The 15960-nt window shown below is 68.7% G+C and carries 15 protein-coding genes; 11 read left to right on the top strand and 4 right to left on the bottom strand.

The features are described from left to right. Positions 1-656: 656 nt before the first annotated feature. The gene (locus GGD89_RS14260) at positions 657-1160 is read left to right on the top strand and encodes a DNA polymerase III subunit chi (RefSeq protein ID WP_184046430.1); all 504 of its coding nucleotides are present in this window, start codon (positions 657-659) and stop codon (positions 1158-1160) included. Between the two features lie 49 nt (positions 1161-1209). On the opposite strand, the gene GGD89_RS14265 is transcribed toward GGD89_RS14260, so the two are convergent. After that, positions 1210-1707: a hypothetical protein gene (locus tag GGD89_RS14265; protein ID WP_184046432.1), complete on the bottom strand. Its 498-nt coding sequence runs from the start codon at positions 1705-1707 to the stop codon at positions 1210-1212. A gap of 54 nt (positions 1708-1761) precedes the next feature. Here GGD89_RS14265 and GGD89_RS14270 point away from each other — a divergent pair, with 54 nt between their 5' ends. Further along, positions 1762-2691, top strand: coding sequence for an exopolyphosphatase (locus GGD89_RS14270; RefSeq protein WP_184046434.1), 930 nt, complete (start codon positions 1762-1764; stop codon positions 2689-2691). Between the two features lie 43 nt (positions 2692-2734). On the opposite strand, the gene GGD89_RS14275 is transcribed toward GGD89_RS14270, so the two are convergent. Beyond that, positions 2735-4357, bottom strand: coding sequence for a CHASE3 domain-containing protein (locus GGD89_RS14275; protein ID WP_184046437.1), 1623 nt, complete (start codon positions 4355-4357; stop codon positions 2735-2737). Here GGD89_RS14275 and GGD89_RS14280 point away from each other — a divergent pair. The 7 genes from GGD89_RS14280 (at position 4347) to phoB (ending at position 12034) form a co-directional block, all read left to right on the top strand. Then, the gene (locus tag GGD89_RS14280) at positions 4347-4631 is read left to right on the top strand and encodes a hypothetical protein (RefSeq protein ID WP_184046439.1); all 285 of its coding nucleotides are present in this window, start codon (positions 4347-4349) and stop codon (positions 4629-4631) included. The two genes, GGD89_RS14275 and GGD89_RS14280, sit on opposite strands and share 11 nt — an antisense overlap. A gap of 626 nt (positions 4632-5257) precedes the next feature. Continuing rightward, positions 5258-6277, top strand: a complete 1020-nt coding sequence (locus GGD89_RS14285; protein ID WP_184046441.1) for a substrate-binding domain-containing protein — start codon at positions 5258-5260, stop codon at positions 6275-6277. A 395-nt stretch (positions 6278-6672) separates the two neighbouring features. Continuing rightward, on the top strand, positions 6673-8139 hold the full coding sequence (pstC, locus tag GGD89_RS14290; protein WP_184046443.1) for a phosphate ABC transporter permease subunit PstC: 1467 nt from the start codon (positions 6673-6675) through the stop codon (positions 8137-8139). 135 nt (positions 8140-8274) lie between these two features. Beyond that, positions 8275-9618 (top strand): phosphate ABC transporter permease PstA, encoded by a 1344-nt coding sequence (gene pstA / locus GGD89_RS14295; protein WP_184046445.1) that lies wholly within the window; start codon positions 8275-8277, stop codon positions 9616-9618. Continuing rightward, positions 9618-10457 carry a phosphate ABC transporter ATP-binding protein PstB gene (gene pstB, locus GGD89_RS14300; RefSeq protein ID WP_246423122.1) on the top strand — a complete coding sequence of 280 codons (840 nt, stop codon included), beginning with the start codon at positions 9618-9620 and terminating at the stop codon, positions 10455-10457. Before pstA ends, pstB begins: the two co-directional genes overlap by 1 nt. 86 nt (positions 10458-10543) lie before the next feature. Continuing rightward, a complete protein-coding gene (gene phoU, locus GGD89_RS14305) occupies positions 10544-11278 on the top strand; it encodes a phosphate signaling complex protein PhoU (RefSeq protein WP_184046447.1) in 735 nt (244 codons plus the stop codon). Between the two features lie 57 nt (positions 11279-11335). Next, the gene (gene phoB / locus GGD89_RS14310) at positions 11336-12034 is read left to right on the top strand and encodes a phosphate regulon transcriptional regulator PhoB (RefSeq protein WP_184046477.1); all 699 of its coding nucleotides are present in this window, start codon (positions 11336-11338) and stop codon (positions 12032-12034) included. Between the two features lie 23 nt (positions 12035-12057). Here the strand turns inward: phoB and GGD89_RS14315 are convergent, their stop codons facing one another. After that, the gene (locus tag GGD89_RS14315; protein ID WP_184046449.1) at positions 12058-12549 is read right to left on the bottom strand and encodes a GNAT family N-acetyltransferase; all 492 of its coding nucleotides are present in this window, start codon (positions 12547-12549) and stop codon (positions 12058-12060) included. After that, positions 12530-13441, bottom strand: coding sequence for a metallophosphoesterase (locus GGD89_RS14320; RefSeq protein ID WP_184046451.1), 912 nt, complete (start codon positions 13439-13441; stop codon positions 12530-12532). The genes GGD89_RS14315 and GGD89_RS14320 overlap by 20 nt, the downstream gene beginning before the upstream one ends. A gap of 167 nt (positions 13442-13608) precedes the next feature. On the opposite strand from GGD89_RS14320, the gene GGD89_RS14325 reads away from it, so the two are divergent. Both GGD89_RS14325 and GGD89_RS14330 read left to right on the top strand, forming a co-directional pair. After that, positions 13609-14250: a ParA family protein gene (locus GGD89_RS14325; RefSeq protein WP_184046453.1), complete on the top strand. Its 642-nt coding sequence runs from the start codon at positions 13609-13611 to the stop codon at positions 14248-14250. Between the two features lie 8 nt (positions 14251-14258). Next, positions 14259-15869, top strand: a complete 1611-nt coding sequence (locus GGD89_RS14330) for an alpha/beta fold hydrolase (RefSeq protein WP_184046455.1) — start codon at positions 14259-14261, stop codon at positions 15867-15869. Positions 15870-15960 lie beyond the last annotated feature (91 nt).

The following is a 15960-nucleotide window of genomic DNA, read 5'->3' on the forward strand; positions in this document are numbered from 1 at the left end:
CGTCGCGGCGTAGGGCCCGTGGCCTCGGGCGGCGTTGACCCCGGGCCTGACGAGTCAGGACCAGGGACGACCGGTGACAAGGCCATCTGGCGTCGACGCCGCCCCCGGGAGCGGGGCACGCCCGGTGGGCGCGTGGGGCGGCGGATATCCTTGGACCCGAGACGTCGGGGTCCGGGGCGACCGACAGACTGCGGCGCGCCCGAGACGGGGCGCCGCCCGCCCGGTCGGGGGCAGGGTCGCCACGCGCCCTAAAGCTTATGGGATCGCCCAGAAGAATGCAACCGGGAGGCTCCAGTTCTTACCAGGGTCACGCAGCGGTTCAGGGCTTGCGAACGGTGTTTATAGAATTGGATCCGTGTCGATGCAAGATAAAATCACACGACGATCTTCGCGGGTCTGGCGACCATGGGTCGGCGAGTCTCCATCGTTTCTCAGTCTGCTTGCCATTGACCGCGACGCGCGTTTGACGAGCGTGCCGAATTGTTTGCCGGTGATTTTGCTCGATGAGCGGCCCGTGCCCGGTGTCCCCGCGGTTGCGTCCAGGGTGGCGGTATCGTGTCGTTTTTAGGGCGACCCGGGCGCGGCCGATGAGTCACACTCGGGGGCCGTTTCGCGTCGTCGCGTCATTCGTTGCTTGAGCCCGGTTTCAGACCCCCATGACCCGCGTGGACTTCTATCACCTCACCCGGTCGCCCCTGGAGCGCGCCCTGCCGCGCCTGCTGATGCGGGTCTGGCGCAGCGGTGCCCGCGCGGTGGTGCTGGCCGGGTCCCTGGAACGGGTGCGGACCCTCAACAGCCTGCTCTGGACCTTCGACGCCAACACCTGGCTGCCCCATGGCTGTGTCGATGACGGCCACGCCGACCGCCAGCCCATCTGGCTGACGGATCACGAGGAGCGTCCCAACGACGCCACCCTGGCGGTGTTGACCGACGGCATGGTGGTGGCCGATCCGGGGGCCTGGGCGCGGGTGCTGGAGCTGTTCGACGGTCACGACGCGGCGGCCGTGGCGGCGGCCCGGGAGCGCTGGCGGTCGGCTCGCGAGGCCGGTCACGCGCTGTACTACTGGCAGCAGACCGAGCAGGGGGGATGGACGGAGAAGGCGCGCGCGAACGACCCGGACACCGCCGACGGGGAGGGGCGGAATGGCGCGCGGGACTGACCTGGGGACCCGGCCCGGGCGTTCACGGCCGGGGTGTTGGCCGGCGACCTTACAGCCGGGGCGGCGTGGGGGGCGTCCCGCCCGGGTAGAGGCTGCCGTCCCAGTCCTCCACGCCGAGGCGCGGAGTCCGCCAGGCGGCCGGGCCGTCGCCGCCGAGGCCGGGCCCCGCCCCGGGTCCCACGCCGGTGCCGTCGGGGGGGACCGTGCCGGCGCCGGCGCCACCCGGGTCCACGCAGGTGAAAAAGGCGCGCCATGGCTGCATCAGGCGGCATTGCAGGGCGTCTTCGCGGTCGAACCGCGGTACCCGGTCGGTTTCCGCGCACACCCGGGCGGCCATCGCCAGAACCTCGGCGGCGCTGGTCTCGCCCTTGGCATAACAGATGACGGGCCGGTCCAGGGTGGAGGCGCCGACGGGGTTGGCCTGACCGGCCTCGCGCCGGCTGTCCACGAAGGGCCGCCCGCATCCCGCCACCGTCAGCATCATCCCCACCGCCAGCAGCACGATTGTCCGACATCGGGCGACGCGCGTGTTGGTGCTTGCTTGCACGGGTGTCCGCCCCTGGATTATGGTTTTGCCGACAGAGGATAAGGAGGGTCCGCGATGGCGGAGTCCAAGTTTCGCCTGGTGACACGAAGTGACTTCGACGGCCTGGTCTGCGCGGCCCTTTTGAAGGAGCGAGCCTTGATCGACGAGATCAAGTTCGTCCATCCCAAGGACATGCAGGACGGCAAGGTCGAGATCACGGGCCGGGACATTACCACCAACCTGCCTTACGTTCCAGGCGTTCACCTGGCGTTCGACCATCACCTGTCGGAGACCATCCGCGTCGGGCGGCGTCCGAATCACGTCATCGATCCGCTGGCGCCCTCGGCGTCGCGCGTGGTCTACGAATACTACGGCGGGCGCGACGCGTTCCCGCGCGTCTCGGACGAGATGATGGAGGCGGTGGACAAGGCCGACTCCGCGCAGTACGAAAAAGACGAGGTTCTCCATCCGAAGGGATGGGAGCTTCTCAATTTTATCATGGACGCGCGCACCGGCCTGGGGCGATTTCGCACCTTCCGGATCTCCAATTACGCCTTGATGATGGAATTGATCGACTATTGCCTTGAGCATTCCATCGATCAGATCCTGGATCTGGCCGACGTCAGGGAGCGCACCGACCTCTACCTGGAGCACCAGGACCGCTTCCGGGACCAGTTGCAGCGCTGTGGCTCGGTGCACGGCAACCTGGTGGTGCTTGACCTGCGCGGCGAGGAGACCATCTGGGCGGGCAACCGGTTCATGGTCTATGCCCTCTATCCGCAGTGCAACATTTCCATGCATGTGATGTGGGGCCTGAAGAGGCAGAACACGGTGTTCGCCGTGGGCAAGTCCATCTTCGACCGCACGTCCCGCACCAACGTGGGCGAGATGATGCTGGAGTACGGCGGCGGCGGACACCATGCCGCGGGCACCTGCCAGATCGCCAACGAGCGCTCGCGCGAGGTCATGGCCGACCTGGTCGGCCGCATCACCAAGGACGGGTGATCGCGGCCCGACGGCGCCCCCGCGTTCCCAGTGTCCACAGGCCCTAAGCGGTTCGCACCTCCTGGGTGAACGTGCTCACCTTGGACGACAAGGTGTCGGACTGGCGGGACAACGCGCGCGCCGCGTCGAGGACGTTGTTGGACCCCTGGCCGGCCTCGGCCGACGCCTGGGTCACGCTGGAGATCGACGTTGATACCTGTCGGGTTCCGACCGAGGCCTGCTGGGCGTTGCGGCTGATCTCCTGCGTGGCGGCGCTCTGCTCCTCGATGGCCGAGGCGACGGTGGCGGCCACCTCCTTCATCGCGGCGATCCTCTCGTTGATCAGTGCGATGGCCTCGACCGTGGATCCGGTCTGTTCCTGGACCGCCTTGATCTGTTCGGCGATCTGCTCCGTGGCCTGGGCGGTCTGGTTGGCCAGCGACTTGACCTCGCTGGCGACGACCGCGAAACCCTTGCCCGCGTCGCCCGCGCGGGCGGCCTCGATGGTGGCGTTCAGCGCCAGCAGATTCGTTTGCCCGGCGATGCCGTTGATCAGGTTCACCACCTCGCCGATGCTGTCGGCCCGCTCCGCCAGGTTTTGCACCTTTTCGTTTGTGTTTTGCGCCGCCGTGGAGGCTTGTTCGGCCATGTCCGCCTGCCTTTGGACCTGCTGGCTGATTTCCTTGATGGAGCCGCCCAACTGATTGGCCGCCGAGGCGACGGTCTCCACGTTGACCGTGGCCTGTTCCGAGGCGCTGGCGACGGTGGTGGCCTGCCGATTGGTTTCCTCGGAAATCGCGGACAGGGACTCCGCCGTCGACTGGAGTTGACTGGCAGCCGAGGCCAGCGTTTCGATGGTCGCGGAGATCGACGTGTCGAAGGCCGAGGTCGCCTTCTCGATTGTCGCCGCGCGCCGGCCGCGCTCCTCCTGCTCCTTGGCGGCTTCGGCGGCCAGGGTGTCGCCCTTGATCATGTTGTCCTTGAACACCTGCACCGCGTCGGCCATCCGGCCGATTTCGTCGCGGCGGCCGGTGCCGGGAATGCCGACGGCGGTGTTCCCGTCGGCCAGGGTTCCCATCGCCTGGGTGATGCCGACGATGGGCCTGGCGATGCTGGCCCCGATCCACCAGGCCAGACCGGCGCCGGCGACGAGGCCGCCGATCATGAGGCTCCAGGACAGGAGCCTGGCAACGCGGGAGGTCCGCTCGTTCGCGGCCTGGCGCGCCTCCATCAGGGTCCGCTCCTCGGTCTGGAAGTCGGCCATGATGGCGCGGAAACGGTCGAAGAACACTTTGCCCCGCGCCTCGCCGACCATCCGGGCCACGTCGTCCATGGTGTCCGCGTCTGTCTCGGAGGTTCCGACGCGTCGGCGGAAGGCGATGGCGGGGTCGGCCACATCGTCCTGCCATTGCCTGAGGACGCTCTCGACCTCGGTGAGGCGCTCGACCTGGGTGGGATTGTCGCTGACCGTTTCTCGCAAGGCGGCGCTTGACGTGTACACGATCTGCTCACCGGCGCGGTACGGTTCCAGGAACGCATCGTCGCCGGCCAGCAGGTAGCCACGCATGCCGGTCTCCATGTCCACGGCGGCGGCGATGATTCCGCTCGCCTCGGCGAGGACCTGCTGCGTATGGTTGACCCAGCGATTGGTGCTAAGAATGCTCTGGAGCATAATTATGGTTGCCACACCCAAGAATATCAATAAAACCAAGGGGGGTGTTGCCGCCAAGAGAATTTTTATCTTGGTCGGGAGATTCGAAAACTTCATTTTTTCCTCCGAGTTTTTGATTCTTTTTTGTGAATGGCCTGCCTCGACCAAAATGGGCGCGCGGGGCGCCCATCCCCGGCTTTTGGAAGACATGGTGATCCGCCGATGCCGTCAGGCGCTGTCGAATGTCGGTCTGGCCCGGTCGAGGGGTTGGCCCGTCCGCGCCGTCGCCCGTCCAGCGCCAAGGGGTTGAGGTGGAGAGACTTCGCCCAACGAAGGTCAATGGAGACGAAGGCGCGGTCGGAGGGCATGCCAAGGGCCGTGACGCACGGCGGTTGGATCATCGCCGGGTGCCATCGCCGCCACCCCGTTACTGAACACCGCAGTCTAACGACTATGCGCGAAAAAAGCGATGACTTGTAATTATAAAATCTATAAGGACATTTGTTCTTAATGGAGAGTTTCAACCATGACATTTGCCGTGAGCGGAAGACGGGCCGCCGCGCTCCGGACAGGAGCCTTGGAGCGGACCCCGGCGTTGTGCTTGTCCGGGGCGGTCCAGAGGCATGTTGCTCATAAACTGTAAATAGAATTATTGCCGTTCTATGGTTGATTTTTGCTCCAAGGCCGGAATCGGTCTCGACCGGATCGCACGTGAGCCGGTGTCATCGAACTTTCACGGATGTGTCACAAGGGCGTCGCCGTCGCTGGGTAGGGTGCGCAAGGTCGGTCGCGGCCCGGACATGGGCGGCGTTTCGACGGCTCCCTGCCCGCCCTGGATCGCGCGGTTCGGGGTGGCGGTGGTTCGGGCCTGGTCCCGGACGACGCACCCAAGAAGCCCACCCGCTCGGCTTCCCCCATTCAGTATTGGAGGTCCTCGTGATCAAGAAGAGCATCCTGCTAGCCGCCGTGGCCACCGTCGGCGTCGCCGGCGTTGCCGAGGCGCGTGACCAGATCCGCATCGTCGGCTCTTCCACGGTTTACCCGTTCACCACCGTCGTGGCCGAGACCTTCGGCAAGAAGACCGGCATGCCGACCCCGGTGGTCGAGTCCACCGGGTCCGGCGGCGGCTTCAAGCTGTTCTGTGCCGGCCTCGGCGTCGAGCATCCGGACTTCACCAACGCCTCCCGCGCCATCAAGTCCTCCGAGGTCGAGACCTGCGCCAGCAACGGCGTCGAGGCGGTCACCGAACTGAAGGTGGGGTACGACGGGATCGTCATGGCCAACGCCAAGTCGGCCCCGTCCCTCGAACTGACCAAGACGCAGATCTACCTGGCGCTCGCCAAGGACGTGCCGCAGGACGGTGAATGGGTCGCCAACCCCTACACCAAGTGGAGCGACATCGACGCCTCCCTGCCGGACGCCGAGATCGAGGTTCTGGGTCCGCCCCCGACCTCCGGCACCCGCGACGCCTTCCTGGAACTGGTCATGGAGCCGGGCTGCGAGTCCTTCGCCGAGTGCGAGGGTCTGGAAAAGGCCGACTTCAAGGCCCGCGCCTTCACCCTGCGCGAGGACGGCCGCTTCATCGAGGCCGGCGAGAACGACAACCTGATCGTCCAGAAGCTGGAGGCCAATCCGGCCGCCCTGGGCATCTTCGGGTTCTCGTTCCTGGACCAGAACATGGACAAGGTCCAGGGCACCGTGATCGAGGGTGAGGCCCCGACCTTCGAGAACATCGCCTCCGGCGCCTATCCGGTCTCCCGCCCGCTGTTCGTCTATGTGAAGACCGCCCACATGGGCGTCATCCCGGGCATGGAGGCGTTCCTTCAGGAGTACACCGACGAGGCCGCCTGGGGTCCCGAGGGCTACCTGTCGGACAAGGGCCTGATCCCGATGCCGGACGCCGAGCGCGCCGAGTATCGTGACGCCGCCCTGAACAAGGTTGACAACATCAACTAGATCTGGGCTGGTCGCGCCGAGCCGGCTTCAGGCCGGGTCGGCGCGGTATCGCGCCGTTTCACAGCCAGCGACCGGCCCCCGCCGGTCGCTGGTGGCGTGCCGGGGCCGGTGCGCCTTATGGTTATTCTGGGCGATGTTTTCGCTTTTCGATTTTGTGCCGGTCTTGTCCAGCGGGTCAGACGGCCACGCACGCCAACAGGGGGAGGGCCGATGACACCGGCCGAGGGGAACGGAAGACTGAGGCCGGGGACGCCCGGCGCCCGGGCATGCGCGTCGTCGGCCGGGCCGGGCGTCGCGCGCCATCCGTGCAAGACCCAGGGCCATCCGTCCCCGGCCCGCCTCCGACCGACGGCGGCGCGCGCGCGATGCGCGGGCCACGACACGGGAACCCGGTCATGAACACCCTGCTCGTGATTGCCACCATCCTCGTCCTGGCGCTGATCGGGTTCGTGCTGGGGCGCCGGCGCATCATCCGTCAGGCGGAGGGCGTCTATAGCCGGCTGCACTCGCTGCCCACCTATCACGGTCATTTCGTCGCCTTGTGGTGCGCGGTCCCGGCGCTGGTCCTGCTGGCCGTCTGGGTGCCGCTGGAGCCCAAGCTGGCCATGAGCGCGGCGCTGAGCCATTTCCAGGACGACATCGGCATCGCGGCCAATCTGGAGAGCATCAAGACCTCCACCCTGGCCCTGCTGTTGCAGGTGCCCAAGGACGCCACCACCATCGAACTGGACGCCTTGCGGTCCGATCAACTGGACCTGTTGCGAACCGAGATCCGCAACATGGCCGACGGGACCGCGTCCACCGGGCATGCCGCCTTCATGGAGGAAGTGGCCTCGGTCTACGCCGGTTTCCGCGACATCAGCACCATCCTGATGGTCGCCGCCTGCGTGGCGGTGGCCGGGCTGGGCGCCGGCGTCGCCTACAGCCGTGTCCGCCCGGAGATGCGGGCGCGCAACCGGGTGGAGACGGCGGTGCGCTGGTTCATGATCCTGTGTTCCACGGTGGCCATCCTCACCACCCTGGGGATCGTGCTGTCCCTGCTGTTCGAGTCCATGCGGTTCTTCGCCCGGGTCCCCATCACCGAGTTCCTGTTCGGCCTCCACTGGAGCCCGCAGATGGCCATCCGCGCCGATCAGGTGGGGTCCACCGGCGGCTTCGGCGCCGTGCCGCTGTTCGCGGGAACGATGCTGATCTCGGCCATCGCCATGTGCGTCGCGGTGCCCGTCGGCCTGCTGTCGGCCATCTACATGGCGGAATACGCCGACAGCCGGGTGCGCGCCGTCATCAAGCCCTGCCTGGAGGTGCTGGCCGGCATCCCGACCGTGGTCTACGGGTTCTTCGCCGCGCTGACGGTGGCGCCGCTGTTCCGTCAATGGGGCGAGAGCATCGGCCTGGACGTGTCCTCGGAAAGCGCGCTGGCCGCCGGCATGGTCATGGGCATCATGATCATCCCGTTCGTGAGTTCGCTCAGCGACGACGTCATCACCGCCGTGCCCCAGGCCATGCGCGAGGGGTCCTACGGCCTGGGCGCCACCCGCTCCGAGACCATCCGCCGCGTGGTGCTGCCGGCCGCCCTGCCGGGCATCGTCGGCGGCGTGCTGCTGGCCGTCAGCCGGGCGATCGGCGAGACCATGATCGTCGTCATGGCCGCCGGCCTGGCCGCCAACCTGACCGTCAATCCGTTGCAGGCGGTGACCACCGTCACGGTGCAGATCGTCACCCTGCTGGTCGGCGACCAGGAGTTCGACAGTCCCAAGACCCTGGCGGCCTTCGCCCTGGGCCTGGTCCTGTTCGTCATGACGCTGCTGCTGAACATCATCGCCTTGCATGTGGTGCGCAAATACCGCGAGCAGTACGAGTAGGCCGGGCCGCCCGCCCGCGCCGCCGTTCCCCCGGGCTTCGGTCCCGGCCGGGTTGGTGGCGCGGATCGCGGACCGGAGCGGCCCACCGCCGTCCCGTGCCCCGGGCGCGCCCCAGAACCGGAAGCGAGAGGACCCATGACAGCGGAGTCCGGGACCAAGAGCCCCACCGAAAGGATGCGCGCCACGCTGCGCCGCCGGTACGCCGCCGAACGGCGCTTCCAGGCCTATGGCATCGTCGCCATCGTCGTGGCCCTGTCCATGCTGGTGACCCTGTTCGTCACCATCATCGGCAATGGCGCCGGCGCCTTCGTACAGCACACGGCGCGACTGGACATCTCCGTCTACCCCCAGGACATCGATCCCGGGCGCGAGGCCGACCTGGACGCGCTGGCCCGAGCCAACTACCAGTCGCTGGTCAACGATGCCCTGTATTCGATGTTTCCCGAGGCCACCTCGCGCCAGGACCGGCGGGCGGTGCGCGACCTGATCAGCCCGGGCGCCAAGTTCGTGATCCGCGACATGGTGATGGACGATCCGTCGCTGATCGGCCAGCGGGTCAGCGTGCGCGTGCCGCTGTCCTCGCAGTATGATCAGGTGCTCAAGGGCAACGTGGATCCGGCCGTTGATTTCCGGGTCATGCGGGAAAGCAGCACCGAGATTCCCTGGAGCCTTCCAGAGGGCGAGCGCCTGATCTCCGATACGCAGGCCGGCTACCTGCAACAGCTCATCCGGCAGGGCGAGGTCGAGGGCTCCTTCAATCGCTGGTTCTTCACCAACGGCGACAGCCGCCAGCCCGAGCTGGCCGGCATCTGGGGCGCCGCCGTGGGCTCGATGTTCACCCTGATGGTGACCTTGTTGCTGTCCTTTCCGATCGGCGTGTCGGCGGCCATCTATCTGGAGGAGTTCGCCCCCAAGAACCGCCTGACCGACATCATCGAGGTCAACATCAACAATCTCGCGGCCGTGCCCTCGATCGTGTTCGGCCTGCTGGGTCTGGCGGTGTTCCTTCAGTTCTTCGGCCTGCCGCGCTCGGCGCCGCTGGTCGGCGGCCTGGTTCTGACCCTGATGACCCTGCCCACGATCATCATCGCCAGCCGCGCGGCCCTGAAGTCGGTACCGCCGTCGATCCGCGAGGCGGCGCTGGGCGTGGGGGCCTCCAAGCTGCAGTGCATCGTCCATCACGTGCTGCCGCTGGCCATGCCCGGCATGCTGACCGGCACCATCATCGGCATGGCCCAGGCCCTGGGCGAGACCGCGCCCCTGCTGATGATCGGCATGGTGGCCTTCGTGGTGGACGTGCCGGGCTCGCCGCTGGATCCCTCCACCGTGCTGCCGGTGCAGATCTACCTGTGGGCCGACAGCCCGGAACGCGCCTTCACCGAACGCACCTCGGCGGCCATCATGTGCCTGTTGGGCTTCCTTATCCTGATGAACGCGGTGGCCGTGCTGCTGCGCAAACGCTTCGAACGACGGTGGTGATGACCATGACGTATCAGCAGCCCCACACCGAGGCATCGGTGTCGTATCCCGAGACCACCGCCGGCAGTCCGTTGGTGGCCGGGGGCGTGAAGGTCGCGGCCCGCGACGCGAACGTGCATTACGCGGACAAGCACGCGATCAAGGACGTCACCCTGGACATCGCCCCCCACGAGGTGACGGCCTTCATCGGTCCCTCGGGGTGCGGCAAGTCCACGTTCCTGCGCTGCCTGAACCGCATGAACGACACCATCGACATCTGCCGGGTGACCGGCGACATCCGCCTGGACGGGGAGGACATCTACGACCGCAAGGTGGACGTGGTGCAGTTGCGCGCCCGGGTCGGCATGGTGTTCCAGAAGCCCAACCCGTTCCCCAAGTCCATCTATGAGAACGTCGCCTACGGGCCGCGCATCCACGGCTTGGTGTCGCACAAGGACGAGCTGGACGCGGTCGTGCACGGCAGCCTGGAGCGCGCCGGCCTGCTGAACGAGGTGCAGGACCGCCTGGAGTCCCCGGGCACCGGGCTCTCGGGCGGCCAGCAGCAGCGCCTGTGCATCGCGCGCGCGATCGCCGTCAGCCCCGAGGTGATCCTGATGGACGAGCCCTGCTCGGCCCTCGACCCCATCGCCACCGCCAAGATCGAGGAACTGATCGACGAGTTGCGGCAGAACTATACCATTGTCATTGTAACGCATTCGATGCAGCAGGCGGCGCGCGTGTCCCAGCGCACCGCGTTCTTCCACCTGGGCAACCTGGTGGAGATGGGCGACACGGAAACCATCTTCACCAATCCAGAACACAAGCTGACGCAGGGCTACATCACCGGCCGCTTCGGCTGACGACGGATCTTGCGGGCGGCGGCGGGCGGCCGGGCCGACGGCGCCGGTGTCCCGGCTTCCGGGCCCCCATCAGGAAAGGCATTCCCTTGGACTCAGCCAGTGGCGACCACACCGTCCGGTCCTTCGATGTCGAGTTGCAACGCCTGACGGATACGGTGGTACGGGCCGGCGGGCTGGTGGAGGCGCAACTGGGCGACGCCATGCAGGCGTTGATCCGGCGCGACAGCGTGCAGGCGGCCGAGGTGGTGGCCGGCGACGCCCGCGTGGATGCCCTGGAACAGGACATCCATGACCACGCGGTGCGGCTGCTGGCCTTGCGCCAGCCGGTGGGCGAGGACCTGCGGGCCATCGTCGGCGCGCTGAAGATCGCCGGCGACCTGGAGCGTATCGGCGACTACGCCGCCAACGTGGCCAAGCGGGCCATCGTGGTCAACCAGGCGCCGCCGGTGCGCGCCGTGACCGCCGTGCCGCGCATGGCCCGGCTGGCGCAGGAGATCGTCAACGAGGTGCTGGACGCCTACGTGGAGCGCGACGTCGAACGGGCCATCGCCGTGTGGCGGCGCGACGAGGAGGTGGACGAACTGCACACCAGCCTGTTCCGCGAACTCGTCACCTACATGATGGAAGACCCGCGCAACATCACCCCGTGCACGCATCTGATGTTCATCGCCAAGAACATCGAGCGCATCGGCGACCACGCCACCAACATCGCCGAGATCATCTACTACCTGGTTCTGGGGCGGCCCCTGAAGGACAGCCGGCCGAAGGGGGGGGCGGACCTGCATGGCTCGACGCCGCGCCCGGACGCCGACGGCTCCTGATCCCCGTTCGCCCACAGGATATCGAGCCCCTACGGAGCGGCGCCATCAATGGACACCATGAAGCCCATGGTCATGATCGTGGAGGACGAGGCCGCCCTGGTCACCGTGCTCCGCTACAACCTCGAAAAGGAAGGGTACCGGGTTTGCGAGGCCGGCGACGGCGAGGAAGCCCTCACCCTCTACGCCGAAAGCGAACCGGATCTGGTCTTGCTGGACTGGATGCTGCCGGCGCTGTCCGGTATCGAGGTGTGCCGCCAGTTGCGTCGCAAGCCGGGCGCGCGGCCCGTGCCGATCATCATGCTGACGGCGCGCGGCGAGGAGGCCGACAAGGTGCGCGGCCTGAACACCGGCGCCGACGACTACATCACCAAGCCGTTCTCGGTGCCCGAACTGCTGGCGCGGGTGAAGGCGCATCTGCGCCGGGTGCAGCCGGTCCAGCCCAAGGGCGTGCTGGCGTTCGAGACGGTGACCATGGACCTGGGGGCGCATCGCGTCACCCGCGCCGGGCGCCACGTGCACCTGGGGCCGACCGAGTTCCGGTTGCTGCGCTTCCTGATGCAGAATCCGGGCAGCGTGTTCTCGCGCGAGGCGCTGCTGAACGCGGTCTGGGGGCCGGACATCTACGTGGAGCCGCGCACCGTGGACGTGCACATCCGCCGCCTGCGCAAGGCCCTGAACGGCGACGACGACAAGGATCTGATCCGCACCGTGCGCGCCGCCGGCTACGCCCTCGACGCCACCCCGGCCGGCGACTGAGGCCGGCCGGGGGGCGGCGCGCGTCACAGCGATCGCCGCAGGCGCACCACGTCGGTGCCATCGGCGCGCACGCGATGACGCATGCCGATGGGGACGAATCCCCGCTTCAGCACCAAGCACAACATGGTCGGATTGTCGGCGAAGACATCAACCTCCACGCTGACAAAGCCCAGGTCGCGGGCCGTATCCAGACCCCGCTGGATCAGCGCCGGGCCGATGCCCTGACCGTGCCAGTCGGGCCGCACGCCCAGTCCCAGGAGTTCGAAGCCCATCTGGTCGGCGATGGTGACGGCCAGCAGGCCGATAATGGTGCCGTCGGCGGCGCAGGCGCGGAAGACCCGGCCGCCACTCGTGTCCGCCAACCAGGCGTGCACAATGGCCTGCGTGACCGGGACCTGGCTGACCGACAGGAACCGGCGGTTTTCCTCGGCGTTCCAGATGTCGACGAAGGCGGCTTCCAGGGCCTCGGTCCCTTCTGTGTCCAGGTGGGCTTCTTCAAGAATATAGGGACGCACGATCGGCGGTCCTTTCCGTCATGGGGGGTGGGGTGGGGCGTGGCCCCGGCAGGATCTCGCGCATCACGTCGGTCAGGCGGGGCGGCCCGCCCAGCCGAGGGCGCCACTCGCGCGGATACCCCAGCGAGACTTCCTCGAATCGGGTCCCGTCGCGCCAGTCGGTGCGGGGCACGTGCTGGTGTCCGGTCACCACCACGGCCGCGTTGTAGCGCCGGTGCCAGTCCTCGGTGGCCACGGTGCCGCACCAGGGCGCCAGACGCGGCACCCGGTGAATGAACAGCAGGTCGCGCCGGAGCGGAAAGTGGTTGATCAAGATTGTGCGCGCGCCGTCCGGCAGCGCGGCCAGGCGGGCCTCGGTCTGGCGCAGGCGCGCGTCGCACCACGTGGGCCGGTCGGGATGGGGCGCGGGCGACAGGCGCGTCTCGTCGGCGCACAGGGCATGGCCCTCCATGGCCCAGTCGCGCATCTCCGCCAGTGCCACCTCCGGGGGCCGGAAGCTGTAGTCGTACAGCAGGAACAGAGGGCACACCACGACGGGGCCGTCGTCCGCCGGCCCCATCCCCGGGGGCGGCCCGGGCCACCGGGGGTAGGGATCCTCCGGGGTGAGCACCCCCCACGTCCGGGCGACCGCCACCAGGGCGTCGTACTTCGCCTGCCCGCCCAGCGGCACGCCGCCCTCCGTCGTGGTCCACAGCTCGTGATTGCCGGGCACCCACAGGACGCGCGCGAACCGAGGTGCGAACACCTCCAGCGCCCGCGCCATGTGGTCGAGGGACTCGCCCACGTCTCCGGCCAGGATCAGCCAGTCCTCCGGGTGCGGCGGCACGTCGTCCAGGATCGCCCGGTTCTCGGGATGACCGAGATGGATGTCGCTGATGGCCAGCAGGCGCACGGAGGGTCTCCGGTCCAGTCGCGCGAAGGGCGCTTTGCGTTCTGCACTCTTGCAGTGTGCCACAAGGGGCGGGTCGTTGTCAGGCGCCGCGCATGCATGGGAGCGTGGCGGGACCGGTCCGGGCGAATCCGCTTTGCCCGCGCCGTCGGCGGGGCTAGGCTCCCCGCATGCTCATCGTCGCTGTCGCCAACACCAAGGGCGGGTGCGGGAAGACCACCGTGGCGACCCACATCGCCGCCCACTTCGCTCTCCGGGACCTGCGCGCCGGGCTGGCCGACCTGGACCGCCAGCAGAGCACCCGGGGCTGGCTGGCGCGGCGGCCGCCGTCGGCCGCGCCCATCGCCGGCGTCGACCTGGACGTGGCCGCCGGCAAGACGCCCAAGGCCCTGGCCAGGCGGCTGGACCGGCTGGTGGTGGACTGTCCGGCGGCCATGGCCAAGGAGACGGTGAAGGACGTGGTCCGCCAGGCGGACACCATCGTCGTGCCGGTGCTGCCCTCGGCCTTCGACGAGGACGGCACGCGGCGCTTTCTCAAGCAGTTGCTCAAGCTGAAGACCGTCCGCAAGCAGCGCCGCGACGTGGTGTTCGTCGCCAATCGCATGCGCGCGCGCACCCGCGCCGCCGACCGCCTGGAGGCGTTCCTGGACGACCTGGCGTTCCCGGTCGCCGCCCGTCTGCGCGACAGCCAGATGTACGCCAACGCCGTGGCCGGGGGCCTGACCCTGTTCGAGAGCGGCGGTGTCCGCGCCGAGCCCCTGCGCGACGAGTGGGCGCCGCTGTTCGCCCTGCTGGAGTCCGTCGACCCGTGACGCCCCCCATGACGCGTCCATGGGACCGGGCGGCCCGGGGGCTGTGGCTCCGGGGTACGGTGGCGCTGCTGGCGCTGCTGGCCCTGGGCATCGGGACGGCATGCCTGTCGGGTCCATGGCGGGGCCTGGTCGCCACCGGGCACACGGTGGACGGTACTCCGGTGACCGTGGTCCGGCCCGCCACCCTGGACGCCCCGGCGCCGGTGGTGGTGGTGGTCCCCGGCTTCGCGGGATCGCGCCAGCTGATGCGAGGCTACACGCTGGCCCTGGCGCGGGCGGGGTCCATCGCCGTCGTGTATGACGCCCTCGGCCACGGCCGCAACCCCCGGCCCCTGCCCGGCGACCTGCTGGATCCCGAGGGCGCGACGCGGTTCCTGCTGGAGGAACTGGGCCGCGTGGCCGCCTTCGCCCGCGCCCTGCCCGAGGGAGACGGCCGCCTGGGGCTGGTGGGGCACTCCATGGCCTCCAATCTGGTGGTGCTTCAGGCGCGGCGGGATCCCTCGGTGGTGGCCACGGTGGCGGTGTCCATGTACGCGCCGGCCGTGGGGCCGGACGGACCGGGCACCCTGCTCATCCTGGACGGCGAATACGAAAGCGGGTTCCTGCACGCCGAGGGTCTGAAGGCCGTGGGCATGGTGTCCGGCGCCGATCCGCCACGGGCCGGGGTCACCTACGGGCGGTTCGGGGACGGCACGGCGCGCCGGTTCGATCTGGTTCCGGGCGCCGAGCACGTGGGTATCCTGTTCGCGCCGGACGCCCTGGCCGCCACGGTGGCCTGGCTGGACCGTGCCTTCGGGCGCGTCGACGGGGACGGTGGCGTGACCGAGGCGACTCCGGCGTCTCCGGCGCGGCGCCCCTGGATCCTGCTGCTGTTGGCGGCGATCGTCGCGCTGGGCTGGCCGCTGGCGGCGCTGTTGCCCCGGGTGACCGAGCGGCCGGCCGGCCCCGGTCTGCGCTGGCGGGAGCTGCTGCCGGTGGCCCTGGCCCCGGCGCTGCTGACGCCGGTGATCCTGTGGCCGCTGCCCACCGACCTGTTGCCCATCCTGACCGGTGACGACCTGGCGGCGCACTTCCTCGTGTATGGTCTGGTCACGGCGCTGGGCGCGGGCGTGATTCTCCGGCGGCGACGGCGGCGGGGCGAGGTGCCCCCGGTTCCGGCCCCTGCCCCGGCCCCGGTGCGCTGGGGCGCATTGGCGGCGTCCATCGGCGCCGTTGCCGCCTATGCCATCGTCAGCCAGACCCTGGTGCTGGACGGTGTCCTGATGGCCTTCGTGCCGACCGACGCGCGGCTGGCCATGCTGCCCTGGCTGGTGGCCGGGGTGCTGCCCTTCTTCGTCGTCGATGCCTGGCTGATCCGGGGACCAGGCCGGCGGACCGGGGCCGGGCTGGTCACCCGGGGTTTGTTCCTGGCCTCCGTCGGCGTGGCCATCGCCCTGGAGACGGAGCGCCTGTTCTTCATGATCGTGCTCATGCCCACCCTGGTGGCCGCCTTGCTGACCAACGGCCTGTTCGCCCGGTTCGCCATCGCCCGGACCGGGCATCCCCTGGCCGGGGCCGTGCCCGCCGCCCTGGCGGTGGCCTGGACCATCGCCGCCGCCTTCCCCATGGTGTCCGGCTAGCAGTCTGTCGGATTTGGGCGGTCTCGGATAGAATCGGAGCGGGTTTCAGGTCATCGGGAACGGGTGATGGCGAACTTCATCTCGGACGATC

This window comes from Roseospira visakhapatnamensis (genome assembly GCF_014197915.1).
Lineage (GTDB): Bacteria > Pseudomonadota > Alphaproteobacteria > Rhodospirillales > Rhodospirillaceae > Rhodospira > Rhodospira visakhapatnamensis.

Excerpts from the sequence above, each read along its gene's own strand:
- GGD89_RS14260 (WP_184046430.1), top strand. The coding sequence starts at position 657 with ATGACCCGCGTGGACTTCTATCACCTCACCCGGTCGCCCCTGGAGCGC.
- GGD89_RS14270 (WP_184046434.1), top strand. The coding sequence starts at position 1,762 with ATGGCGGAGTCCAAGTTTCGCCTGGTGACACGAAGTGACTTCGACGGC.
- GGD89_RS14280 (WP_184046439.1), top strand. The coding sequence starts at position 4,347 with ATGGTTGCCACACCCAAGAATATCAATAAAACCAAGGGGGGTGTTGCC.
- pstC (WP_184046443.1), top strand. The coding sequence starts at position 6,673 with ATGAACACCCTGCTCGTGATTGCCACCATCCTCGTCCTGGCGCTGATC.
- pstA (WP_184046445.1), top strand. The coding sequence starts at position 8,275 with ATGACAGCGGAGTCCGGGACCAAGAGCCCCACCGAAAGGATGCGCGCC.
- pstB (WP_246423122.1), top strand. The coding sequence starts at position 9,618 with ATGACCATGACGTATCAGCAGCCCCACACCGAGGCATCGGTGTCGTAT.
- phoB (WP_184046477.1), top strand. The coding sequence starts at position 11,336 with ATGAAGCCCATGGTCATGATCGTGGAGGACGAGGCCGCCCTGGTCACC.
- GGD89_RS14325 (WP_184046453.1), top strand. The coding sequence starts at position 13,609 with ATGCTCATCGTCGCTGTCGCCAACACCAAGGGCGGGTGCGGGAAGACC.
- GGD89_RS14330 (WP_184046455.1), top strand. The coding sequence starts at position 14,259 with ATGACGCGTCCATGGGACCGGGCGGCCCGGGGGCTGTGGCTCCGGGGT.